Origin of the sequence: Streptomyces sp. NPDC006476 (assembly GCF_040612015.1) — a bacterium.
In the GTDB taxonomy this organism is placed as follows: Bacteria; Actinomycetota; Actinomycetes; order Streptomycetales; family Streptomycetaceae; genus Streptomyces; species Streptomyces griseorubiginosus_B.
In genome coordinates, this window is the sequence record NZ_JBEXPK010000063.1 from 1 (window position 1) to 23,420 (window position 23,420).

The 23,420-nt window shown below is 71.1% G+C and carries 21 protein-coding genes and 3 pseudogenes; 11 read left to right on the forward strand and 13 right to left on the reverse strand.

Annotated elements, in window-relative coordinates; genetic code table 11:
* Positions 1 to 125 precede the first annotated feature (125 nt).
* Positions 126 to 227: pseudogene (locus tag ABZZ74_RS41425) on the forward strand (flavodoxin); the annotation flags it as partial.
* A 148-nt stretch (positions 228 to 375) separates the two neighbouring features.
* Here the strand turns inward: ABZZ74_RS41425 and ABZZ74_RS41430 are convergent.
* A complete protein-coding gene (locus tag ABZZ74_RS41430) occupies positions 376 to 1,350 on the reverse strand; it encodes a GerMN domain-containing protein (RefSeq protein ID WP_356949309.1) in 975 nt (324 codons plus the stop codon).
* Positions 1,351 to 1,544: 194 nt separating this feature from the next.
* Here ABZZ74_RS41430 and ABZZ74_RS41435 point away from each other — a divergent pair, with 194 nt between their 5' ends.
* On the forward strand, positions 1,545 to 1,856 hold the full coding sequence (locus ABZZ74_RS41435) for a hypothetical protein (RefSeq protein ID WP_356949348.1): 312 nt from the start codon (positions 1,545 to 1,547) through the stop codon (positions 1,854 to 1,856).
* Positions 1,857 to 1,892: 36 nt separating this feature from the next.
* Here ABZZ74_RS41435 and ABZZ74_RS41440 read toward each other — a convergent pair whose 3' ends face one another.
* The gene (locus ABZZ74_RS41440) at positions 1,893 to 2,918 is read right to left on the reverse strand and encodes a 6-phosphofructokinase (protein WP_356949310.1); all 1,026 of its coding nucleotides are present in this window, start codon (positions 2,916 to 2,918) and stop codon (positions 1,893 to 1,895) included.
* A 257-nt stretch (positions 2,919 to 3,175) separates the two neighbouring features.
* On the opposite strand from ABZZ74_RS41440, the gene ABZZ74_RS41445 reads away from it, so the two are divergent.
* From ABZZ74_RS41445 to ABZZ74_RS41460, 4 genes are all read left to right on the forward strand, one after another.
* Positions 3,176 to 3,526 (forward strand): hypothetical protein, encoded by a 351-nt coding sequence (locus ABZZ74_RS41445; protein WP_356949311.1) that lies wholly within the window; start codon positions 3,176 to 3,178, stop codon positions 3,524 to 3,526.
* Positions 3,527 to 3,658: 132 nt separating this feature from the next.
* Entirely contained in the window at positions 3,659 to 4,705 is a 1,047-nt protein-coding gene (locus ABZZ74_RS41450; RefSeq protein ID WP_356949312.1) for a PP2C family protein-serine/threonine phosphatase, read from the forward strand.
* Positions 4,706 to 4,832: 127 nt separating this feature from the next.
* Positions 4,833 to 7,472: a glycosyl hydrolase gene (locus tag ABZZ74_RS41455; RefSeq protein WP_356949313.1), complete on the forward strand. Its 2,640-nt coding sequence runs from the start codon at positions 4,833 to 4,835 to the stop codon at positions 7,470 to 7,472.
* 197 nt (positions 7,473 to 7,669) lie between these two features.
* On the forward strand, positions 7,670 to 9,184 hold the full coding sequence (locus ABZZ74_RS41460; RefSeq protein ID WP_356949314.1) for a sialidase family protein: 1,515 nt from the start codon (positions 7,670 to 7,672) through the stop codon (positions 9,182 to 9,184).
* Between the two features lie 64 nt (positions 9,185 to 9,248).
* On the opposite strand, the gene efeB is transcribed toward ABZZ74_RS41460, so the two are convergent.
* Positions 9,249 to 10,532, reverse strand: coding sequence for an iron uptake transporter deferrochelatase/peroxidase subunit (gene efeB / locus ABZZ74_RS41465; protein ID WP_356949315.1), 1,284 nt, complete (start codon positions 10,530 to 10,532; stop codon positions 9,249 to 9,251).
* 47 nt (positions 10,533 to 10,579) lie between these two features.
* Positions 10,580 to 12,610, reverse strand: a complete 2,031-nt coding sequence (gene efeU, locus ABZZ74_RS41470) for an iron uptake transporter permease EfeU (RefSeq protein WP_356949316.1) — start codon at positions 12,608 to 12,610, stop codon at positions 10,580 to 10,582.
* Between the two features lie 182 nt (positions 12,611 to 12,792).
* On the opposite strand from efeU, the gene ABZZ74_RS41475 reads away from it, so the two are divergent.
* Positions 12,793 to 13,338: a DinB family protein gene (locus tag ABZZ74_RS41475; RefSeq protein WP_356949317.1), complete on the forward strand. Its 546-nt coding sequence runs from the start codon at positions 12,793 to 12,795 to the stop codon at positions 13,336 to 13,338.
* 33 nt (positions 13,339 to 13,371) lie between these two features.
* Here the strand turns inward: ABZZ74_RS41475 and ABZZ74_RS41480 are convergent, their stop codons facing one another.
* Both ABZZ74_RS41480 and ABZZ74_RS41485 read right to left on the reverse strand, forming a co-directional pair.
* Complete coding sequence (locus ABZZ74_RS41480; protein WP_356949344.1) at positions 13,372 to 14,874, reverse strand: N,N-dimethylformamidase beta subunit family domain-containing protein; 1,503 nt, start codon at positions 14,872 to 14,874, stop codon at positions 13,372 to 13,374.
* 161 nt (positions 14,875 to 15,035) lie between these two features.
* Positions 15,036 to 15,266, reverse strand: a pseudogene (locus ABZZ74_RS41485) (hydrogenase expression/formation protein HypE); the annotation flags it as partial.
* Between the two features lie 187 nt (positions 15,267 to 15,453).
* Between ABZZ74_RS41485 and ABZZ74_RS41490 the strand changes: the two are divergent.
* Positions 15,454 to 16,074 carry a sigma-70 family RNA polymerase sigma factor gene (locus ABZZ74_RS41490; RefSeq protein WP_356949318.1) on the forward strand — a complete coding sequence of 207 codons (621 nt, stop codon included), beginning with the start codon at positions 15,454 to 15,456 and terminating at the stop codon, positions 16,072 to 16,074.
* Positions 16,071 to 16,709: a hypothetical protein gene (locus tag ABZZ74_RS41495; protein WP_356949319.1), complete on the forward strand. Its 639-nt coding sequence runs from the start codon at positions 16,071 to 16,073 to the stop codon at positions 16,707 to 16,709. The genes ABZZ74_RS41490 and ABZZ74_RS41495 overlap by 4 nt, the downstream gene beginning before the upstream one ends.
* Here the strand turns inward: ABZZ74_RS41495 and ABZZ74_RS41500 are convergent.
* From ABZZ74_RS41500 to ABZZ74_RS41515, 4 genes and pseudogenes are all read right to left on the reverse strand, one after another.
* Complete coding sequence (locus ABZZ74_RS41500; RefSeq protein WP_356949320.1) at positions 16,706 to 17,347, reverse strand: universal stress protein; 642 nt, start codon at positions 17,345 to 17,347, stop codon at positions 16,706 to 16,708. The two genes, ABZZ74_RS41495 and ABZZ74_RS41500, sit on opposite strands and share 4 nt — an antisense overlap.
* A gap of 788 nt (positions 17,348 to 18,135) precedes the next feature.
* Positions 18,136 to 18,357 (reverse strand): hypothetical protein, encoded by a 222-nt coding sequence (locus ABZZ74_RS41505; protein ID WP_356949321.1) that lies wholly within the window; start codon positions 18,355 to 18,357, stop codon positions 18,136 to 18,138.
* A gap of 60 nt (positions 18,358 to 18,417) precedes the next feature.
* Positions 18,418 to 18,768 (reverse strand): annotated as a pseudogene (locus ABZZ74_RS41510) (hypothetical protein).
* A gap of 71 nt (positions 18,769 to 18,839) precedes the next feature.
* Complete coding sequence (locus ABZZ74_RS41515; RefSeq protein WP_356949322.1) at positions 18,840 to 19,199, reverse strand: DUF6479 family protein; 360 nt, start codon at positions 19,197 to 19,199, stop codon at positions 18,840 to 18,842.
* Between the two features lie 99 nt (positions 19,200 to 19,298).
* Here ABZZ74_RS41515 and ABZZ74_RS41520 point away from each other — a divergent pair, with 99 nt between their 5' ends.
* Both ABZZ74_RS41520 and ABZZ74_RS41525 read left to right on the forward strand, forming a co-directional pair.
* Entirely contained in the window at positions 19,299 to 19,673 is a 375-nt protein-coding gene (locus ABZZ74_RS41520) for a ferredoxin (RefSeq protein ID WP_356949345.1), read from the forward strand.
* Between the two features lie 124 nt (positions 19,674 to 19,797).
* Positions 19,798 to 20,976, forward strand: coding sequence for an acyl-CoA dehydrogenase family protein (locus ABZZ74_RS41525; protein WP_356949323.1), 1,179 nt, complete (start codon positions 19,798 to 19,800; stop codon positions 20,974 to 20,976).
* A 67-nt stretch (positions 20,977 to 21,043) separates the two neighbouring features.
* Here the strand turns inward: ABZZ74_RS41525 and ABZZ74_RS41530 are convergent, their stop codons facing one another.
* The 3 genes from ABZZ74_RS41530 to ABZZ74_RS41540 all read right to left on the reverse strand — a co-directional run bounded on the left by ABZZ74_RS41530 (position 21,044) and on the right by ABZZ74_RS41540 (position 22,878).
* Positions 21,044 to 21,550: a hypothetical protein gene (locus tag ABZZ74_RS41530; protein ID WP_356949324.1), complete on the reverse strand. Its 507-nt coding sequence runs from the start codon at positions 21,548 to 21,550 to the stop codon at positions 21,044 to 21,046.
* Positions 21,484 to 21,912 carry a hypothetical protein gene (locus ABZZ74_RS41535; protein ID WP_356949325.1) on the reverse strand — a complete coding sequence of 143 codons (429 nt, stop codon included), beginning with the start codon at positions 21,910 to 21,912 and terminating at the stop codon, positions 21,484 to 21,486. The genes ABZZ74_RS41530 and ABZZ74_RS41535 overlap by 67 nt, the downstream gene beginning before the upstream one ends.
* A gap of 684 nt (positions 21,913 to 22,596) precedes the next feature.
* A complete protein-coding gene (locus tag ABZZ74_RS41540; protein ID WP_356949326.1) occupies positions 22,597 to 22,878 on the reverse strand; it encodes a hypothetical protein in 282 nt (93 codons plus the stop codon).
* Positions 22,879 to 23,420 lie beyond the last annotated feature (542 nt).

Genomic DNA, 23,420 nt, shown 5'->3' on the forward strand with positions numbered 1-23,420 from the left:
ATGCAGTACCGCCCCCGCCTCATCGAGGGCCTCATCGCCAAGACCGGGCTCGATCTCCAACCGCCGTAACCTCAGCCGTTAAAGATCTCTAGCCGACTGCGTGCAGCGCGCCGCGGCGCGAGGCGATGATCGTCCGTAACGGAAAGGGCGGCGACTTCCGCGACTTCACCGCGATCGAGACCTGGGCGGCGTCCGTCGCCGACGAACTGGCGGGGGCGCCCCGGTAGAGCTGATCCCGGTCGTCGTGGCACTGGTCCTGCCGGCCCGGCGCCTGCACCGAGGACACCAGGGACCCGCGATGTGGTTTCCGGCACGATCACACGGAACGATCCCGGCGCACGGTGCGCCGGGATCGTTCCGTGTCGCGAGCCGTGGTCAGCGGTTCAGGGTCAACGGCACGGTGTCGACCGTCACGGGCCGGCCGTCCTGCGGCGACACGAAGTACGCCGTGAGCAGGCCGGGGCCCGAACGGGTCGCCTTGTAGGGGATGGTGACGTCGAAGCTGCCGCGGGTGCCGGTCCCGGACGTCGCCCGGACCTGGATGTCGGCCGCGGTGTGCTTCGAGGCGTCGGTGAGCTTCAACCGGAACACCGCCTCGAAGGTGTTGGCCGTGCCCCGGACCCGCAGGGGCGTCCGCACGGTGTCGCCGATCAGCGGGGACTCCACCAGGACGGCCGGGGAGAGGTCCTCGAAGTCGGCCCGTCCGACCGGCCCGTTGAGGACGACGCCCTCGCTGCCGAACCGCTGCACCGGTTTGCCGTCGATCTCGAAGCGGACCTTGTGGACACCGGAGAATCGGGTCGCGGTGAACACGACCTGTGCGAGCCGCGCCCGCAGGGACAGGCTGCCGCCCCCGTCGTCGTAGCGGCCGGTCAGGTCGACCGTGGCGACGCGGTCATGGACGACGAGGGAGCGCAGCCGCGTCCCGGACGGGATGGCGGTGGTACGGCTCTGGTGACGCTCGGAGCTGCTCGGGCCGGCCAGCAGGGCGCGCAGTGCGCCGGTGGCCGTCGCGGGTGCCGTGACGGTGCGGGGGGCCGGTGAGACCTTCGCGCCGTGCAGGAAGTACACGGCCGTTCGGGCCGTCGTGGCCGCCGGGGTGGTGTGGGCGCGGGCCGAAGGGCGAGGGGTCGCGGCCCCGGGCGCGGTGGGCGCACCCGAGGTGCCCCCGGACGTGCCCGTCCCTGTGCCGGTCTCCGTGCCGGTTCGCGTGCCCGTGCTCGTTCCCGTGGACGGAGAGCTGTCGCAACCCGCGAGGGCGAGGGCGAGGAGCGGCACCGTCAGCGCGGCCGACAGCACGAGAGCGCGGGGTCCGGACGCGTGGGACGGACGCAGGGATTCGCTGTTCATGGCAGTCTCCTCCGACGCTTCCAGCACACCGCGCGCACCGCACGCCCTCCAGAGCCGTTCGGCCCCGGTTGCGGCCCGAACGGCCCTGCGGACGAGGGCCGTTCGGCGCCGGAGGGCGGACGCGGGACCCATGCCCGCGGTGCCTCGTGGCGAGAAGGCTGAAGGCGCACGGTCGACGAAGGGCGGTACCGATCATGTCCGTCACCCACGACCACGGCTTCGAGCTGCATGCCGACCGTGGCCGGCGGATGGTGCGGATGGATCCCGGCGGGCGCGAGATGGTCATCACCTGCGGGGCCGCCCTGTTCAACGTGCGCGTCGCCGCGTTTCTCCAAGTCATCGACAGCTCCGAGAAGGTGGAGACCGTGACGGACCTCGTGCGCAGCGCGGAGCAGGCCGACCGGGCCGACTTCTGGCACCGCTTCCACACCCAGCCCCTGGAACACCCCGAACTGCGCGGCGAGTTGCGTAGGAACGCTCACGCCGCCCGCCGACGGAGGTACTGAAAGCGCGCGCCGGTCGCGGTACGGCACTGACCCTCATCACCCGAAGAACACCTCGAACTCGTCGTACAGCGATGGATCCACCACCTTGATCCGGCCCCGGGTTTCGTCGAGGGGGATGCGCACGATGTCGGTGCCGCGCAGGGCGACCATCGTGCCGAAGGCGCCGTCCTTGACCGCGTCGACGGCGTGCAGTCCGAAGCGCGTGGCCAGCCAGCGGTCGAAGGGGCTGGGTGTGCCGCCGCGCTGGACGTGTCCGAGGACGGTGGTGCGCGCCTCCGTGTCCGTGCGCCGTTCGATCTCCTGGGCCAGCCACTCGCCGATGCCCGACAGCCGCACATGGCCGTACTCGTCCAGCGAGCGGTCCTTGAGGATCATCCGGCCCTCCTTGGGCACGGCTCCTTCGGCGGCGACGACGATCGGGGCGTAATGGCTCTTGAAGCGGTTCTTCACCCACGCGCAGACCTGGTCGACGTCGAAGGGCCGCTCCGGGACGAGGATCACGTTGGCGCCGCCCGCGACGCCGGCGTGCAGGGCGATCCAGCCGGAGTGACGTCCCATCACCTCCACCACCAGGGTGCGCATGTGCGACTCGGCGGTGGTGTGCAGCCGGTCGATGGCCTCGGTGGCGATGCCGACGGCGGTGTCGAAACCGAAGGTGTAGTCGGTGCCGGCCACGTCGTTGTCGATGGTCTTGGGCACCCCGACCAGCCTGACCCCCTGGCGGCTCAGCTCCGTGGCCGCGCCGAGGGTGTCCTCGCCGCCGATCACGATCAGCGCGTCGACCTCGTTCGCGGCCAGGGTGTCCTGGACGCGGCGCACACCGTCCTCGTGCTTGAGGGGGTTGGTACGGGAGGAACCGAGGATGGTTCCGCCCCGCGGCAGGATCCCGCGCACGGCGGCGATGTCCAGCTGCACCACCTTGCCCCGGAGCGCGCCGAGCCAGCCGTCGCGCAGGCCGACGAACTCGAAGCCGTACTCCTGGACGCCCTTGCGGACGACACTGCGGATCACGGCGTTCAGACCGGGGCAGTCACCGCCGCCGGTCAGCACTCCGATCTTCATGGCTTCCTCCGAGAGCCGGGAGCCAGGTGTCTCATTCCCCATCATGAGCGCCCCCGCTGCCGGGGGCGACTTCCGTGGCGCCCGCCGCCGCAGACGTCGATCAGCGGCCCGTCGGGTGCCCCATGGCCCTCGCCGAAGGCCCGACGGACCCTGTCCGGAGGCGGCCGGTCCGGACACCATGGACGTACGGCGTTCTCACGCGCCGTCGAAGGCCGTGACACACCCTGTCACGCACACGCCCGGAGGTGAGGGGCCAGATGTCCGTTCACAACGAGCTGGCGCACGCGCTGCACGCTCTCGACGACCTCGTCCGGTCGGTGGGCCGGCTGCAGAGCCGCCTGGGGGAGGGTCCGGACCTCCGCCGGGTGCGGGCGGACGCCGATCACCTCCGGGAGGATCTGGACCTGTTGGGACGGAGTGCGGCGGCCGCGGTGCCGGCTGAGGCCCCCGGGCAGCCCGAGGTCGTGTTCATTCCTTCCGCGCCGTACGACCTGTCGATGTGGGTCGGTTGCGAGGACGAGGGCGTCGGCTCCCGGCACGGGCCCGACCGCCGTCCGGAAGGCCGGACGGGCCGGCTGTCGCGCCGGGCTCTGTACGAGAAGCCTTGAAGCCTTTTATAAGAAACAGCGGGTACGTTGCGAGGATGCGCTGCGCTCGGCAGGCGGCGCGGGGGGAAGGGTGCCGGCGGCCCGCCCTCGCCCCTCTCGTCCGCGACCGGCCGCACGGTGCCGGAGGACGACATGTCCGCGACCAAACACCGGTCCACCGTCCTGTCCGTGCTGCCCTTCGCCATGATGGCCGCGGTCGCCCTGCTCGACGTCGCCACGGGTCCGACCATGCACTTCCTGCCGCTGGTGTCGCTCGGACCGGCCTTCGCCCCCCTGGTGGGCGGCTGGAGACGCACCGCCTGCGTCGGCGCGATCGCCCTGCTGCTGTGCCTCACCCTGGCCTGGTACGACAACCTGACCGACGTGCGACGCGCCTCCGTGACCCTTGCCTCCGTCCTGGGCGTCACCGTCGCGGGACTCGTGGCGGTGTCCATGCGCCGCAAACGCGAGGCGGAGCTGGACAACGTCCGCTCGATCGCCGAAGCGGCCCAGCGGGTGCTGCTCAAGCCGGTGCCGAGGCTGGCCGGACGGCTGCGGGCGGCCGTCTCCTACACCTCCGCCGTGGCCGAGGCCCGCATCGGCGGCGACCTGTACGAAGTCGTCGCCGCGCCGGAGGGCGTCCGGGTCATCGTGGGGGACGTCCAGGGCAAGGGGCTGGAGGCGGTGGAGACCGCGGCCGTGGTCCTGGGGGCCTTCCGCGAGGCGGCGCTGGACGAGGCGGACCTGGAGCAGGTCGGGCACCGGCTCGAGCGGTCGGTGGCCCGGCAACTGGACGGCGAGAAGTTCGTGACCGCCATCCTCGCCGAGGTGAGCGACCATCAGGTCACCTTCCTCAACTTCGGCCACCCGGCCCCCATGGTGATCCGCGCCGACGGCACCATGGATCTCCCTCAGCCTTCTGCCTACGCGCTGCCGCTCGGGCTCGGCGAACACGGGGGCGCCGAACCGGAGCCGTTCGTCACCGACTTCCGCCCCGGCGACCAACTGCTGCTCTACACCGACGGCATCATCGAGGCCCGCGACGCCGACCACCGCTTCTACCCGCTCACCGAACGCGCCCACCTGCTCAAGGAACCGGATCCCGAGGCCGCGCTGGAAACCCTGCGCCAGGACCTGCTCCACCATGTCAACGGCCCGCTTCAGGACGACGCCGCGATGCTCTTGCTGCGCTACCGGTGACGCTCGCTCAGAGATCGCCCATGTGCTGACAGGTTCTGGTCAAAGGTTGCCCAAGCGCCGGACGCTCTCTTCCGGCCATGATCGGGTTTCTCCCGACGGCTTTCCGATGCCCGTTTGGGAGGACTTGGTGCCCGCACCGACCCGTAGAAGACGGTGGCTCACGATCTGTGCCATCACCGCATCCGCCGGCCTCGTCGCGATACCCGCGAGCGCCTCGTCCGGCGGGAAGAGCAGTCCCTTCGGGGTCCGCGCGCTCAAGCAACTGGCCGCCGAACGTGGTCAGTCGGCGGGTGTCATGAGTCCGAAGGCGGAGGACGGCGACCCCGACGGCGGCAACGAGGCGGACGAGATCGCCGAGGGCGCCGACCAGTACGCCGAGGCCCGCACCTCTCCCGGTATCGTCGCACCCGGCGCGTACGGCGCGGCCTGGAGCAGCCTGACCAAGCTGCCCGCCACCGGCGGCAGTTGGCGTGACATCACCGACCTGCCCTACAACTCCGACGACTCCCGCTACCGGGACATCGACTCCAACTCCAGCGGCGGCTCGGGCAATGTCACCGGCCGTATGGCCGCGATCGCGGCCGACGACGACGGATACGTGTACGCGGGCAGCGCCGGCGGCGGTGTGTGGCGCTCCCAGCGGGGCGGCGGGCACTGGAAGCCCATCAGCGACAAGCTGCCCTCGCAGTCGACCGGCGCGCTCGCGCTGGACGGGGCCGGCCGGCTGTGGCTGGGCACCGGCGAGGCGAACACCAACGCGGACGCCTACCTCGGCAGCGGCGTGTACGTGCTGTCCGACCCGCACCACGGCGGCTTCTCCACCCGCAGCCGGGTCGGCGGTGACGAACTGGAGTCCACGACCGTCCGCCAACTCCGGTTCGGGGCGGGCAAGGTGTGGGCGGCGACCAGCGAGGGCGTGTGGAGCCACTCCACCAAGACGCTGAAGGGCGCCTGGAAGCTGGAGTTCGCGCCCAACCCCGACTATCTGCCGGGCGGTTCGAAGGCGAACGACGACTCGGCCGCGTACAAGAACATCACCAACGACATCGCCTTCGACCCGAAGAACCCCTCGAAGGTGATCCTGGCCGTCGGCTGGCGCAGCGGCGACGACTACAACGGCTTCTACACCAAGAACGCCAAGGGTGCCTGGACGCGGATCACCACCGGCTTCGGCGACCTGCCGACCGACGCGGACAACGTCGGCACGGTCACCTTCGCCCGCGCCGCCGACGGCTCGCGCTACTACGCCATCGACGAGTCGCCCGAGCAGATGGCGTCCAACCCGGACAGCGGCCTCATGGGCATCTACAGCGCCGCCTCGCCGTTCGGGCCGTGGACGAAGGTCGCCGACTACAAGCAGCTGGCCGCCGACGGCTCGGCGCTGACCTCCAGCGGCTACATGCCCGGCGTGCAGGCCTGGTACAACCAGTTCCTGACCGTCGACCCGGCGAACCCCAAGCACGTCTACGCGGGTCTGGAGGAGGTCTACGAGTCCAAGGACGGCGGCACCACCTGGTCGACCGTCGGCCCGTACTGGAACTTCGGGTTCTCCTGCTGGAGCATCGACCCGGCCAAGCAGACCGGTGAGTGCAACCAGACCACCCACTCCGACCAGCACGGCGTCGCCATCGGCCGCTACCACGGCAAGAGCTTCGTGTACGTCGGCAACGACGGCGGTGTCTACAAGCGCCCCGTCAACGGCTCGCAGGACGCCTCCGGTCACGCCACCGACTGGACCTCCCTCAACGACGGCACCATCGACACCCTGCAGTACTACTCGGTCGGCGTCGGCAAGGACCTCGACCACGGCGGAGTCTCCGTCACCGGCGGCCTCCAGGACAACGGCCAGTCCGTGCTGCGCAGCAACGACACCGTGATGGGCTCCAACTTCGGCGGCGACGGCGGCGACACGCTCACGGATCCCGCCAACGGGTGCAACATCGCCGAGGAGTACGTCTACCTGTCCGTCCAGGTGACCCAGAACTGCGCGGTGAACGACGGCAGTTGGGTCACCGACGCGAGCAAGGCGACGTCGTACAACGTCGCCCCGGCCGACAACGCCACCAGCGAGGCCCGCTTCATCGCCCCGCTCGCCACGGACGCCAAGGACAGCAACACCTGGATCGCGGGCGGCCGGCACATCTGGGTGCAGACCCGTGGCTACGCCATCCGCAGCGGCTCCGAGTGGAAGAGCGTGTACGACCTCGGCGCCGGACGCACCGCGACCGCCGTCGCCGCCTCCGGCGGCAAGGTGTACGCGGCCTGGTGCGGCCCCTGCAACAACCAGGGCTTCGCCCGCGGCATCTCCGTCGGCAACGCGGACGGCACCGGCTGGCACGACATCACCCTGCCGGCCACCGGGACGGTCCCCAACCGCTACCTCAGCGGCTTCGCGATCGACCCGAAGAACGCCGACCACGTCTTCCTCGCCGTCAACGGCTTCTCCCGGCACTGGACCGAGGGCCCCGGCGCCGGAGTCGGCCACGTCTTCGAGTCCACCGACGGCGGCACCACCTGGAAGGACGTCTCCGCCAACCTCCCCGACGTGCCTACCAACTCGGCGATCGTCCTGCCCAACGGAGGCCTGGCCGTCGCCACCGACCTGGGTGTCGTCTACCGCGCCCCGGGCCACACCAAGTGGCAGCGCGTCGGCTCCCTCCCGGCCGTCGCCGTGCTCCAGCTGAAGCTGAGTCCCGACGGGCGCACCCTGTACGCGGCCACGCACGGCCGCGGCATCCACACCATCAAGGTCCGCGACTGCGACTGACCGTCGTAGGGCAGCGGCACAGGGCGGTGATCCCGGCTTCCGGGGTCACCGCCCTTGGCTGAGAGAGTCAAGGGGCCGTCAATTCTCCATGGAGCGGACCGGGTTGGTACAGAGTGCGTTGACATGACCATGTAAGGGCAGCAGAGTGTCGGCGTCCCGAATGCCGGACGTGCCCCTTCTCGGAAAGGGAACGGATCATGGCCCTGAATTCACTGCTCCACCGCATGGCGAGACCCGGCCTGGTGACGGCGGCCCTGGCGGTCGGCACGCTGGTCCTGTCGACGGGGACCGCGACCGCCGCACCCTCCCTCACCCGGATCAGCTCCGACCCGTACACCAACTCCACCAGCCAGCACGCCACCGAAGTCGAGCCGGACACCTTCTCCTACGGCTCCACGATCGTCTCCGCCTTCCAGGTCGGCCGGTTCACCGACGGCGGTGGCTCGAACGTCGGATTTGCGACCTCCAAGGACGGCGGCGCCACCTGGACCCAGGGATTCCTGCCGGGGATCACCACCCAGGCAGGCGGCACCTTCCAACGGGTCAGCGACGCGTCGGTGGCCTACGACGCGAGGCACAATGTCTGGCTGATCTCCAGCATCCCCATCACCTCGTCCGTCTCCGTGCCCGAGGTGTTCACCAGCCGCTCCACCGACGGCGGACTGACCTGGAGCAACCCCGTGGTCACCGCGACCGGTTCGAGCCTCGACAAGAACTGGATCGTCTGCGACAACACCGCCACCAGCGCCTTCTACGGCAACTGCTACACCGAGTACGACAACAACGGCGACGGCGACCGCATCAAGATGACCACCTCTTCCGACGGCGGCCTCACCTGGGGCGCGTCGAAGAACACCGGCAACAACGCCACGGGCCTCGGCGGCCAGCCCGTCGTCCAGCCGAACGGCACCGTGGTCGTGCCGATCGCCAACGCCTCCGAGACGGCCATCCGCGCCTTCACCTCCACCAACGGCGGCAGCTCCTGGACCAACGCCACCACCGTGGCGACCGTCAGCACCTTCACCGTGCGCGGCGGTTTGCGCAGCGGCCCGCTGCCCTCCGCGGAGATCGACGCCGCCGGCAAGGTGTACGTGGTCTGGCAGGACTGCCGGTTCCGCGCGAGCGGGGGCTCCTGCACCGCAAATGACATCGTGATGGCGACCACCAGCAACGGCACCACCTGGTCCTCGGTGGCCCGTATCCCGATCGACGCGACGACCAGCACCGTCGACCATTTCATACCCGGGCTCGCGGTCGATCCGGCCACATCCGGCGGCACGGCGCACCTGGCGCTGACGTACTACTACCACCCGGTGGCCAACTGCACCGCTTCCACCTGCCAGTTGGACGTCGGGTACGTCTCCTCTACCAACGGCGGCAGCACCTGGACCGCGCCGACCCAGCTGGCCGGCCCGATGAACCACTCCTGGCTGGCGAACACCACACAGGGCACCATGGTCGGCGACTACATCTCCACGTCCTTCTCCGGCGGAACGGCCCACCCCGTCTTCGCCGTGGCGTCGGCGCCCAGCGGGTCGGTCTTCAACGAGGCGATGTACGCACCGGCGTCGGGTCTGACCGCGGCCGCCGGCACCGCCCCCGTCACGACCGCCACCGTCCGGGACAACGTCTTCTCGGCCCGCCTGGCCGCGATCGCCTACGCCCAGTGGCTGGCCAACGGCGGCACGGAGGGCGGCGAGGACAGCCCCTGACCCACAGCCGCTCCGGGGGCGTTCGGAAATGAGGCGCCGGACGCCCCCCCGCGGTCCCTGCCGCTCAGGCCGAGAGCAACCCGCGGCCCAGCCAGTCGGCGGAGTCGCGGGCGCCGGGCAGGGCGAAGAAGTAGCCGCCGCCGGTGGGGGTGATGTAGTCGACGAGGGGTTCGTCGATGAGGCGGGTCTGGGTCGCCTCGAACTGCCGTTTCACGTCCTGCTGGTAGCAGCAGAACACCAGGCCCATGTCGAGGTTGCCGACGTCGTCGATCCCCCGGTCGTAGTTGTAACCGCGGCGCAGGATACGGGTGTTGTCGGTCTGCGCGGTGCGCGGGTTGGCCAGCCGGATGTGCGCGTCCAGGGGGACCGCGGTTCCGTGCGGGTCCTTGGCGTAGTTGGGGATGTCCGTCTCCACGGCGCCGTCGAGCGGGGCGCCGGTGTCCTTGCGGCGGCCGAACATCTTCTCCTGCTCGGTGAGGGAGACCCGGTCCCAGAACTCCACCAGCATGCGGATGATCCGGATCACCTGGTAGCTGCCGCCCTTCGCCCAGGCGGGTTCGCCGTCACCGTCCCCGACCCAGATCAGCCGGCTGGTCTCGCGGGCCGAGGTGACGTCGGGGTTGGCGATGCCGTCCTTGAAGCCGAGCAGGTTGCGCTGGGCCCCGGTGGGCCGCGGTGTGTTCTGGAAGCCGTCGATGCGCCACTTGATCTGCATGGCGCCGCGGGTGTGCTTGGCGATGTCGCGCAACGCGTGCAGGACGGTGTCCTGGCGGTCGGCGCAGATCTGCAGGGAGAGGTCGCCGTGGCACTCGGCCGGTTTGAGGTTGTCGTTGGGGAAGGTCCGCATCGCCGTCAGCCGGCTCGGCCGGGCCTTGGCGAGACCGTAACGGTCGTCGAAGAGGGAGGCGCCGACGCCGACGGTGACGCTGAGCCCGTCGGCGGGCACGGTCGGGCCGAGGATGCCGTTGTCGGAGGGCGGGGCGCCCACACCGAGGTCGGCAGGGGTTCCGCCGGAGGTGAGGAAACGGGCGCGGGCGGTGATCGTCCTGAGCAGCTCGGCCAGTTCGGTCCGGTTGCCGGCGATGACGTCGAAGGAGACGAAGGCGGCGGCCGCGGGGGCGGGCGTGACGATGCCGGCCTGGTGGACCCCGTGGAAGGGGACCTTGGTCGCGGCGGGCGTCTGCGTGGCGGCCTGGGCGGTGCCGCCACCGCTCTCCGCGAGCGCGAGACCGCCGCCCGCCAGGACCGCCGAGGCGGCTCCGGCTCCCAGGGCCGTCTTCACGAAGGAGCGGCGGCCGGCACCGGCGGGGCAGCCGCCCTGCGGGACGGGGGATGCGGCGGACGGCATGGGGGCGTTCCCTTCACTGCGTTCGGGCTGGTGCTGTGCGTGGTTCATCAGGCGGACTTCCGGATCTCCAGCAGGTCGGGGACCGGGGAGAGGTCCTCCAGGAGCTGGCCGGTGGCTCCGTCGAGACGGGCGCGGGTGGTCTGGTCGAGCCGCTCGACGGGGGTCCAGGAGGCGCCGTGACGGGCGGCGTCGAGAAGTGCCTGAAGCCGTGCGATGTCCGCGTCGACCGTCGGCAGCAGGTGCGGGGAGCGGGTGGTCAGCAGCGGCCTGAGCACGGTGAGCAGTTCGCGGGTGCCCGCGAGGTTGGCGTCGGCGGTGGCGAGGTTGGTGCCGCTGCCCTCGTCGGTGTCGCCGGTCAGCTCGAACTGCAGGGTGTTCTCGAGGATCTCGTGGGCGCGCAGCGGCAGGTCGCCCGGGTCGAAGTCCTGGTGCGGGAACGCCTCGCGCAACCCGGCCGCGTCGACGGCCAGTTGCTCGGCGGGACCGGTGAGCGACGTCGCCGGCTCGCCGTGCCACAGGCCGTGCTCGACGCGGAGGAAACCGGTGAAGTCCTTGTCGTGGACGCCGCCCGGCAGCCCGTCGGCCCGGCCGTCGATCCTCTGGTCGAAGTCCTCGAAGGTGCCGTAGGCGGCGCCGAGCGAGGCGTAGGTGCGGTGCGCGGTGAGCCAGTCGGTGCGGGCCTTGCCGAGACGACCGCCCTTGACGTCGGTCGCGAGCGCGCGGGTCTGGGTGACGAGCGTGGCGAGGCCCTGGTCGACGTACGCCTTGTACTGGGCGAGCGGGCCGGCGAGGTCCTGCGCGGAGACCGGTACGACCGCCTTCGCCGATCCCGTACCGGCGACGCGGACGGCCTTGGAGGTGACCACGGCGCCGCCGGTCGGCACGCACCGCCAGGCGTACGTGCCGCCGCCCACCGTGGCGACCAGGGCGCGGGTCGTGCCCGGGGCCAGGCCCTCGATCTCGCCGTAGACCGCGTTGGTGGCCGGATCGACCAGGTACACCTCGGAGGTCTTGTCACCGGTGTTGTGCATCTGGAAGGTCTGCCGCCCGGGCTTGGGCGCCGAGAACCCCTTGCCGCACTCCTTCTCGGAGACGGCCACGGTCTGCGCCGCGGCGGGTTTGGGCCGGCCGAGGGCGACGGCGAGGCCCGCGATCACGGCCGGCACGGTGACGACGGCTACCGGCACCACCCAGCCGGGACGGTGCCGGGCGGACCGGGGGGCGTCCTGGGCCCGGGGCGTCTCCTCGCGGACCGGCTTCGGTGCCGTATCCCGCACACCGCGCACGAACAGCGTCATGACGACGGCGAGGTAACCGCCGTACCCGACCACCTGGAGCCAGGTCATGGTCGGCGTCAGGTTGAACACGCCCTGCACGAGGGTGCCGTACCAGGAACCCGCGTCGACGCTGCCGCTCAGGTCGAAGGCGAAAGCGGTGTTCCCCGGCAGGACGCTGCCCTCCTGCAGATCGCGCAGGCCGTAGCCGAGGACGCCGGCCGCGATGACGATCAGCACGGCACCGGTGGCGGTGAAGAACTTGGTCAGGTTGATCCTCAGCACCCGCCGGTACAGGCCCCAGCACAGGACGGCGGCCAGTACGAGGCCGATCGCGGCGCCGGTCAGCGGGCCGGCGGACTCGCCGGCTGCCTGGGCGGTGGTCCACAGGAACAGGGCGGTCTCCAGTCCCTCCCGGCCCACGGCGAGGAACGAGGTGACGATGAGGACTCCCGCGCCCATGCCGAGCGCCCCCGTCACCTTCTCCTTGATCTCGCCGGACAGGCTGCGGGCCGAGCGGCGCATCCAGAACACCATCGCGGTGACGAACGCGACCGCGATCACGCTGAGGGAGCCGCCGAAGGCTTCCTGAGCGGTCGCCGACAGGGACGCGGCGGTGAAGGTGAGGACCGCGCCGAAGCTCATCGCGAGCGCGATCGCCGCGAGCACGCCCGTCCACACCTGCGGTAGCCGGGAGCGGGCGTCGGCCCGGACCAGGGTCGCGACCAGGATGGAGACGATGAGTCCGGCTTCCAGCCCTTCCCGCAACCCGATCAGGAAGCTCGGAAACGCGTCATCCCACATGCGGCTCTCCCTGGCCCGCCTCCGCCACCGATCAGGTTCATTAGCGTAGGCATACCTAACTAGACGCGGACCATCATGACCACAGCTGTGCAGTCAAAAGGTCATGAGGAAGCAATTCCGGTGCAAAACCCTGGACCGAATATTTCCTGAGGCGCGGAGACCTGTTCGCCCATGATGTGAGCATGAAGATTCCCGACCGACGGATCGAACTGTTCACCGGGACCGGCAGCGAGGACCGGTTCAGCGGCCCGGCGACGGGTGACGAGCGGGCCATGATCGTGGCGATGCTCGACGCCCAGCGCGCCACGCTGAAACTCAAGTGCGCAGGTCTGGGGCCGGAGTTGGCGCTGCGCTCCGTGTCACCGTCCTCGCTCTCCCTGCTCGGTCTGGTACGGCACCTCGCCGACGTGGAACGCCGTTGGTTCCGGGCCGTGCTCGCCGGCGACGACGTCGAACTGCGGTTCTCCTCGGCGGCCGTCCCGGAGGGTGACTTCGACGGCGCCGACCCCGAGGCCGTCGCGGAGTCCTGGGCGGCCTGGCACGACGAAGTCGCCTTCGCGGAGGCGTTCGTCGCAGGGGCACCGCATCTCGACGTCGAGGGCCACGACGCCTGGCGCGGCACGGTCTCCCTGCGCTGGGTGCTCCTGCACATGATCGAGGAGTACGCCCGGCACAACGGACACGCCGACCTGATCCGCGAACGGATCGACGGAGCGGTCGGGGTGTGAGGGACCCGGGAGCACCTCGGTGGGCCGGACCGCTCAGCCGTACACCTCGCTCACGTTCGGGCGGGGCGCGGGGCGGTGACGGGCGGCGGGGCCCTCGGCGAAGCCGCGCAGGAGGTTCTCCGTGGTCCGGGTGACGAAGGCGCGGGTGCGGGCGTCCATGCCGTGGTCGCGGCCGCCGTCGGCGGTACCGGCCATCAGCGCCTCCACCCAGCGCATGGTGCCGGTGGCGAAGACACCCGCGCCGCCGCCCACGGTGTAGTACGCCGAGTCGCTGTGGCTGGCACTGCCCTGGCACAGCAGCGGCGAGTGGGCGGTGATCTCGAGGGGCTCGGGGACGGGATGGCCGGGGGAGACACGGTCGTACTCGACACCGACCAGATGGTCGAGGCCGTCGCCGGGGCGTACGCCCGTCCCCTCGTACAGCCAGTGGTCCGCGGCCCGTACGACGTACGGGGCGTCGGTCGGATAGCCCTCGTAGAGCACACCGGTGAGGGAGGACTCGGGGTCGGGGGCGGGAGAGGCGCGGAAGTCGGTGGTGACCAGGGCCTGCCGGGACCGGACGTAAGGGTCCTTGTCGTAGGCCGACTTGTAGCAGACGACCGTGCGGTCCGGCGCCGTGGCGCCCGCCTCCAGGCGCACCCGGCGGAAGCACGTGTTGGCGCCGAGGAAGGCGAGGTTGGTGCCGGCGTCCCGCGCCTCGGTGACGTACAGGCGCTGCTGGGGCGTCCAGTACTCGTCGTGGCCCAGACAGACGGCGGCTGTGGCGCCGTGCAGGACGCTGGGATCGCGGTGGACGTCCGCGCCGGTGGTGTAGGCGAGAGGTATGCCGAGCCGTTCGGCCAACACCACCAACGGCCGCTCGTACACCAGGAACTTCTCGGCGCCGACGGAGTCGTAGGGCCGGTCGAAGCTGACGGCGAGGGAGCGTGTGAAGTAGGAGCCGTCGGCCCCGCCGTAGAGGCTGTAGCCGCCCCACCGGTTGTACGCCTGCCAGGTGGCCGGCGCGTGCATGAGGACGGTACGCCCACGGCCCTGGACCGAGCGCACGATCAGCGGGATGTAGCGCTGATGGCCGGTGTCGGCCTCCAGCCGCAGCAGGTACGCCCCCTCCGGCCAGCCCTCGGTGGTGAAGGTCAACGTGGGCTGCCAGTCGGCGCGGACGGTGCGGGTGTCCGGCAGGAACCGCGGAGCCGGCTGGACGCGGCCCGGCACACGTCCCGAGGACCAGACCCGCCGGGCCTGTTCGCCGCCGTACCAGCCGACGCGGAAGGCGGAGACCTGGAAAGCCGACGCGGTGGTCGACACGTACAGCCCGCATTCCTCCCCGGGAGCCACGCTCACCCGGTCGGCATATCCGGTCACGGCGTCCGGGGGGCCCTGGGAGCGGATCCGCCAGTCGGAGGTGCCGGGCCGGTCGCTCTCGGCAGACGGGCCGTGGTTCGCGGCACTGTTCGTACGGCGGTGGGGACCGCCGCTCCTCGACGCGGGACCGCATGCGGCGGCCGCCGCCGACCCCGCCCCGCCGCCGGCGCACATCTGCAGGAACCGCCTGCGCCCCAAGGAGGCCTCCGGACCGTCCGGGGCGTGCGCTCCCTGCTCTTCAGGACTCACACCGCCTCCCGCACCTCGCCGGGCCTCAGCGTCCTTCCGTGGCCCAGAGTTCCACAGGGGAGGGAATCGACGCAGCCCCCGCAGCGTCAGCAGATGCGCGGGAGCTGCTCACCCAGCGGCATGTCCAGGATGCGTCGGGCGCCCACCAGGGTGCGCAGGGTGACCCGGCCGCCCGGGCCCTGCTCCAGGACCTCGCCGATCCGAACCGCCTGCGCGCCTTCCGGCAGTGACCGCAGGCAGGTCAGGGCCTCCTCGGCCGCGGAGGCGTCCACGAAGGCGACTATGCAGCCCTCGTTGGCCACGATCAGCGGATCGAGGAACGCCGGCGTCCAGTTCCAGGCGGCACGCGGCCACGGCGAGGGCAGCTCGCTCGCACAGGCCGGTCCTCGGCGCGCGGGTGTAGGCGGGCGATCACGGGGAGGGACCGGGCGGCCATGATGTAACGCCGCGCCGTGCTGCGGCCAAGAACGGGTGCAAGGACGACCGACCCCTTTGGAGGAACGGGTGCACACACCCGAGCGCGGTGGCCGACGGCGACCCGCACCGCCCAGAAGCGATCCCGCCGGATTCTCGGCGTTCTACGAGGAGAACTTCGAGGCGGTGCTCACGTTCGTGACCCGCCGCACCGCCGACCCCCACCTGGCGGCCGACCTCACGGCCGACGTTTTCGTCGCCGCCCTGGAGGCCGCCGACCGCTACGACGCCCGGCAGGGAGCGCCGATCGCCTGGCTGTACGGCATCGCGCGCAACGTGATGTCCTCCCACGGCCGCGGCACGGTCCGCGAACTGAGGGCGGTGGCCCGGCTGACCGGACGGCGGCTGCTGGAGAGCGAGGACATCGCGGCCCTGGAGGAGCGCATCGACGCCGAACGGGCCGTGCGGGAGCTCGCCGAACGGCACGGCGCCCTCAGCGAACCGCTGCGGGCGGTGCTCGACCTCGTGGCCGTCGACGGGCTGACACCCCGCGAGGCCGCCCAGGCCCTCGGCCTCAGCCAGGCCACCGTGCGGGTCCGACTGCACCGGGCCCGCCGCGCACTGCGTGCCGCCCGCCCGGAAGCAGGCGCCCCCGAGCGGGACGCCGATCGCCCCCGACTGCCCGACACCACCCTGGAGAACGCATCATGACCACTCGTACTCCCGTCGGCTTCCAGCAGCGCCTCGGCGACCGGCTCACCGCCCTCGCCGAGGAACGAGCCGTCGCTCCCGCCCAGGTACGGCGCCGCTCCTGGGTGGTCCGCCACCGTATGCCGCTCGCCCTCGCCGGGGTCGCCGCGGTCGGCGCCGCCCTCACCACCGTGGCCGTCGACCGGCCCGCCACCCCGGCCCGAGCCACCCCTGTACAGCAGCCGCAGAAGATCACCACCGCCGCGTACACCCTGCAGCGCGAGGCCGACGGCCGGGTCAGGCTCGCCATCGGCGGACCGGACGGCAGACTGCTGGACACGGCCCGGCTGCAACGCGACCTCAACCGCCTCGGCGTCCCGGCCGTCGTCTACGCCGGGGACCCCGCGTGCACGGTGGCGCCGACCAGTTCCGGCGACGACGCGCCCTCCGCCACCTGGCGCATCGAACTGGCCAAGGGCGGCAAGCCGGTCCTCACCGTCCGCCCCGACAGGATCGCCGCCGGACAGCACCTGCTGGTCGCCTTCCCACTGGTGCGCACCGACCCCGACCGCGCCGCGTACGTCATCACGGCCGGCCGGATCGACGGCACCCCGCCCACCTGTGTCCCCGCCTGGCCCAAGGGCTCGAGCCGCTAACCCGGCACCACGGCGACCGGGCACCGCACCTGCGCCAGCACGTCGAGGGCGGTGTCGCCGGTGCGGCGGCCGACCACCACCAGCCCGGAGGTGCCGGCCGCGTGGACCAGTGCCTCGGCCGGATCGAGCAGGACGACATCCTCCAGGACGTCGACGTCGGAGTACTTGCCCCGCCACGGCCGCAGGGCGTCGGACAGGATCTGCACCTCCTGGTCCTCCCAGGTGGCACGGTCCTCCTCCAGCACCGGCAGCGGCGACCGCTCGGCCGCCTGCGCGGGCAGGGCCCAGGAGTGCACCGCGTGCAGCAGCACCCCGCGCAGACGGGCCTCCTCGAAGGCGAAGGCGAGCACGCCGCTCGCCGGGTTGCGGGCGTCGAGGCCCACCGTCACGGTCTCGGGGAGGCGGTACGGCGTCCACGCGACGACCACGACGGGAGCCGACCGGATCGGGGGGAGCCGGAATCCCCGGACCAGGCCGAGCACGACCAACTCCGCGTCGGCGTAGGCGCCGTCACCGGGCGGCGGGCCCTGCTCCACGCGCAGGGGCAGCGCGCGGAGCGCGGCCTCTCGTTCGGCCCAGGTGGCCGCGGCCCGGCCCTGGGGCGACTCGTCGACACAGGCGATGATCACTCGTTCCATGGCATGCCGCCTTCCGGGCCCGGGGTCTCCACTGTGCCCGGAAGGCGGCCCGCGGTGCAGGGCCGAACGGACCCGGGCACAGACCTGGCGGCCCATACCCGCCGGTAGGCCAGGGGCGGACGCCGGCAGCGAGAAGCAGACCGAGCGCAGGAGGTCCGCAGCATGCTGCCACCCGTCATCGCGGCCGTTGCGTCTGGTGCCCCTCTGGAACTGGCAGCCGCGTCAGGACGAGGGCGAACCCGCCACGGCCGCCAACGGCACCTGGCGCGGCGCGCGTTGCGGTCGGTTCCGTCGCGCTGGGCGTGGTCGCGCGGGCCGCCTGTCCCGTCGTACTTGTCAGGGCGGACGGGGGGCGGCCGACGAGCGGTTTGGCGGCGACACCGGTGGTGTCGGGGACGTGGTCTCGGCATCGATCCGACCGGTCTCTCCGACGCGGCAGACCGGCGAGGACTTCCCCCAGGACCCGGCCGCGCAGCTCTCGCGCACCATTGCCGGCCGCACGGTCAACCCCCGGCTTGGAGACGGGCGTGTGCGGAGAGCACGGCGGCGACCCCGCCTCGATCCTCTTCCTCCACCGGGCGGGACCACCGGGGCGAGTAACAGCAGGTGAGAGACCCCCGGGGGCGGTGAGTGAGCCCGCCGCCCCCGGGTACCCGGCGGCGCATGGCGGTGGACAGGAGGACGGCGCGGCCGCGCCAGGCGCCGGTACGGCCGCGCACGCGCTCGTCGCTGGGGCGGGCGCTGCTGCGCTGGGCGACCACGACCGACCACAAGGTGATCGGTCATCTCTACATCACGACGGCGTTCTCGTACAGGGTCAGCCAGACGCCCGTCAGCAGCAGGACGACAAAGCTGTAGAGGGCGATCTCGCCCAGGAAGAAGGACCAGTGGTCCGGGAAGGCCTTCCGCAGCAGCTTGCCGCCGTCATACACGGGGAGGCGGGCGTCCAACGCGTCGGCGGCGCGCTCCGCCGCCGGCCGGGTCCGGGCCGTACTCTTCCTGCTCAGCACGGCCCACGAGTGCCCGGGCGCCCCGGCCGGAAACGCCCGGGAACGGTCAACGGACGCGGATCAGGTGCGGTCAGCCTTCGGCTTGCCCCGCTGGTCGGGGGTGCCGTGCGGGGGCGGGCTGAAGGGCTGGGGTGAGGTCGCGGGCGAGACCGGCGAGCCGGAGCGGCCGCCGTTCTGCTCGGGGCGCAGGGCGCCCGGGTTCCCCGAGGTCGGCTCGGCGCCCGAGCGCAGCTGGTCCAGGCGGGCCGACAGCAGCTCGGTCACCGGCAGCCGATCGGCGTGCGAGCGCCCCTAGGCCAGCAGGTCCTCCACCTCGTCGGCGGAGAGTGACCGAACGCGGCTCTCCAGACCGCCGATCGGCAGATGGTCGTAGTCGGGCAGGGGCAGGGTGTTGCGGGCGGGGTCGGTCATGGCTCTCGCTTGCTCCCTCGGGCGTGCGGGGGTGCCGGTCCTCCCGCGGGCGGGCGCGGGGTCCCGGGGGGTCAGCCGCCCGGGCCGCCGCTGCCGAACGAACCGCTGCTGCCCTCGCTCCAGCGCGGCCGGTCCTGCGCGGAGGCCGTCCGGGACGGGGAGTTGCCGTGGTTCGGCAGCTCGTGCGGGGTCAGCCGCCGGTCACCGCGGGGCACCTCGTCGGGCTCGCGGTTCTCCTGCACCTCGCGCACCGGACCCCCGTCCGGCACCCGGGGCTGCTCGTGCGGCTTCGGCGGCGCGGGCTCGCGGCGTCGGACGCGGGCACCCAGGACGAAGGCGCCGATCAGCACCAGCACGATCACCACTCCGGCCGCGATCAGCCCCATGGCGGCGGCGCTGCTCGCGGCGATGTCCATCGATGCGTTGGTCATGGCACGCGGGTACCCCCCACCTCCGCCATGAACCGACTCACCTGCGAAAGCGGACCCGGCACGGTGTTTGACGCGCAGGGCACCGGCTACCCGCACGGTGTGACCACGACGACGACACAAGAGGAGCTCTTCCGGTTCCTGGAGGACCGCTTCGCCTGTGCGCAGGCGTGCACCGAGTGCGCACGCTCGTGTGCCCTGCGCGCCAGCCTGGTGGACCCCGACGGGACGGAACAGCAGGAACTCGTACGACGCAAGGGCATCATGTGCGCGGAGGTGTGCGACGCGACCTGCCGCGTCCTGTCGGAGCAGAACCGGCTCGACGAGGCCGGCATGCGCATCCAGGTGGAATGGTGCCGCACGGTATGCCTGGAGTGCGCTCATGTCTTCGACGGATACCCGGGCGCCGAGGACGGCGCGAAAGCGTGCCGGGAGTGCGCGCAGGCGTGCACGGACTTCCTCGCCACGCTGAACTGATCCAGCGCATGGCAGGGTCGGCGGCAAGCGTTCGGGCACCGGCCCGGTCCTCGGCATTCCCAATTTCTGGAACACGTTCTACGGTGTGCGCCGTCAGGACCGGACTGGGAGGCCTGGAGGCGCCGTGCACCTCGAATACACGCCCGAGCAGCAGCGGCTGCGCACCGAACTGCGCTCGTACTTCGCCGAGCTGGTGCCCGACAACGCCTACGCCCGGCACGGCGACCCGGCCGCCCAGAAGCGCTTCTACCGCGAGACCATCCGCCGCCTCGGCTCGGACGGCTGGCTCGGGGTGGGCTGGCCCAAGGAGTACGGCGGGCGCGGGCTCACGGCGATGGAGCAGTTCATCTTCTTCGACGAGGCCGCCCAGGCGGGCGTCCCGCTGCCGCTGATGGCCCTGAACACGGTCGGTCCGACGATCATGCAGTTCGGCACGGACGAGCAGAAGGCCTACTTCCTGCCCAAGGTGCTCTCCGGCGAGATCGACTTCGCCATCGGCTACAGCGAGCCGGACGCGGGCACGGACCTCGCTTCACTGAAGACGCGCGCCGTTCGTGACGGCGACGAGTACGTGGTCAACGGACAGAAGATCTGGACGACCAACGGCGACACCGCGGACTGGGTGTGGCTGGCCACCCGCACCGACCCGGACGCCCCGCCGCACAAGGGCATCACCATGCTGCTGGTGCCGACCACCGACCCCGGCTACTCCTGCACCGTCATCACCACCCTCGCCTCGCACGACACCACCGCCAGCTACTACGAGAACATCCGTGTGCCCGTCTCCCGCCGCGTCGGCGCCGAGAACCAGGGCTGGCGGCTGATCACCAACCAGCTCAACCACGAGCGCGTCACCCTCGCCGCCCACGGCACCATGGCCATCCGCGCCCTGCACGACGTGCAGCGCTGGGCCATGGAGACCAAGCTCGCTGACGGCCGCCGTGTTGTCGACCTGCCCTGGGTGCGCCGCCGCCTGGCCCAGACGCACACCAGGCTGGACGCGATGAAGCTCCTCAACTGGCAGATGGTCAACGCCGTCCAGAACGGCACCCTCACCCCGCAGGACGCCTCTGCGGTCAAGGTCTACGGCTCCGAGGCCCGCCGCGACGCCTACGCCTGGCTGATGGAGATCGTCGGCGCGGCCGGTGAGCTGAAGGAGGGCTCGGTGGGCGCGGTCCTGCACGGCGAACTGGAGCGCGGCTACCGCTCGGCGGTCATCTTCACCTTCGGCGGCGGCAACAACGAGATCCAGCGGGAGATCATCTCGTGGATCGGCCTGGGGATGCCGCGCGTACGGCGTTAGCGTGCGTGTGACGAGGATTTATAGTTGGCACAAAAGAGGGATAGTTGGTACCAAGATCACGGCGTTCTCAAAGGTGACTGCGCATCACCTCAATGCACTCGGCTCGAGCGGCGTTTGATCGGTCCCGCGGATACGGCACCCCGAGGTTCATGCCGCTGTCCGTGGTGATCGGCGGCTGATCCCAGGCGAGGCGCATCTGTGCCCCGGCCTCCGCCCTGGCCGTGGCCACAAGCGTCGCGTAGGGGCCCGCGACCGCCGATGCCTCGATCTGGAGCCACGCCTGGTGGAATGCCATCCAGGCCAGTAGGCCGCTGACCTCGTCGGTGAGCTGTTGCCGTACGGTGGAGGAGGATTTGGGGCGTCGCCGTATGCGGTACGGCATTTCCAGGTACTCCTCGACCGCTGTCAGGGCTTCCGCGAAGGTCTTGGCCCGACGTTCTTTGCGTACGGCCCGTTGGTTGAGGGCGTACGTCAAGAAGGCGCCGAAGAGGGCGATGAAGGGGACAATCAGTGCGGCGGTCTGGTCCCAGGTCCAGCCGCCGTCCGTCGCTTGTGCCGCCGCGATGACCGCCACGCATCACTCTCCGGCATGCCGTGAGGCGCATCCTCTACGAGCCACTGGCCGCCCTGCTCACCGCCGGTGAGCCGCCAGTAGTGTTCGAGGAACAAGTGTGTGCGGACTATCTCGATGAGGTCCAGTAGCCCTTTCGAACTCGTCCAGCGTTGCTCTGCCGGGTCGAGCGAGTACCAGAGGCAGAGGGCGTCGTCGAACTTGTATCGGTGCTTTGACGGGACTCCGGGCTTGGCGTGCACGCGGGGGAAGTCCTCGGGCCGCTGGCCGTAGGTGGGGTAGGGCGGGTTCGAGTGGAAGCGGATCTGGACGTCGATGGGGTCGGGTTCGCCTATGACGTCGAGGCCGGTGAGTTCGTACGTCAACGACTCTCGCTCGTAGGTGTGTTGGAGCGCGTCGCCGAAGTGTTGCCGGGCGTCCCGTTCGAGCGGGGCCCACCATGACGGCCGGACCCCGTACCAAAGGGGCATGGCGGTCAGTCTCCCCAGGCCCGGGGCCGGGTCGACGTGCCCAGCAGGGTGGCGAGCCCCAGTCCTGAGGCGGCCGTACCGCCCGCGAGGACGGTCCGGGCGAGGAAGCGGATTGGCTGGCGGGAAATCTCCTCATCACAAACGAGGCGGCCTGGTCCATCGCCAGGAAGGGGATGAGTCCTGAGACGGCGATGCTCGCATACGGAGTCAGCAGGAGCATGCTGACCTGGCGCATGAATATGAGCGGTGCGAACGCCCGTCGAGGGCGATCGGCTAGTTGAAACGTCCTCTCCTCCCGTCTGTAGACGCTGATCGTCCATTCGGTCATATGGCTGGCGAGGTGATGTCCTGAGAGATTAGGGGCAGCGCACGCGGTGAAGGGCGCCTGGTGCGGGATGTCGCAGTTGGCCTTTGCCCGCGGAACGCGTGAAGGAGGCCTCGTGGAGTGCGGCGATCTGCCGCAGCAGGTCGCAGGGTGTGAAGCGTCTGTCGTACAGGTAGTCGAGGGCGCCGATCTCCGCGAGGCGATCGGCGACCGGTCTGCTGAGATGTAACGGGTCGATTCCCAGGCCGGTGGCCTCAGCTCTCGGGATTCGTGACAGCGTCAGATCGGCTGGCTGACCGCTGCTTCTGCTTGCCCTTCGGCAATAGCTCCCAGTGCAGATCTCCTGAAGCGAGGGCCATGCTCCAGGAGGCCAGGGAGTTGGCCAATTGGTCGAGCACAGGGAACAGAGCCTCAGGAACGAGTCCACACTCACGCGCGATCCGGTCCATGTCGGCACACCCGCGACCCGTTGAGAAGTCGGTGTGCGCCGCAAGGCAGAGGGCGGTCAGCCGCAGAGACGGGTCGTCGACTTCCACACAGCCACCTCGCCCCATACGCAGCGCCCAGTCGGCAGCGCTCCTACGGTCTGGACGTGCGGGGCTCTGAGTAAACAACACGCCGTCGAGGATGTGGGCGCCTACCATACTGGCGTTAGAGCCCGGGGCGGCTGGCGTTCTGCGGAGCCACCGGGCCTGCTCCAGCTCACACCACGGGAGCGGATTGGGGCCAAGGCGAAGACTGCGTAGGACCCCAGTCGGCAGCCGGACCTCCCCCTTGGAGTCCATGCGCAGTGCACACTGCACGGCCAGCAGCCGGGTTGCGGCCCCCGTGTGGCTCGGGAGGGCTGCGGCCAAGTAGCTGAGCATCTCCCGCACGCGAATCTGGTCGCCCGGCCCTCTGGATCGTCGTTGCCGACGCCGCGAGGGTCCGCCTGACGATGCCACGGCCACACGCAGGAAGGTTTCCGGAACCACGGCGGCCTGCGCCGTCATCGACGCGCAGGCCGTACAGGCGTCGGCAAGACGCCAGAGCCGTCCTCCCCGCTCGCGGGCGAGGAGCAGACGGACGGGGCCGGCAC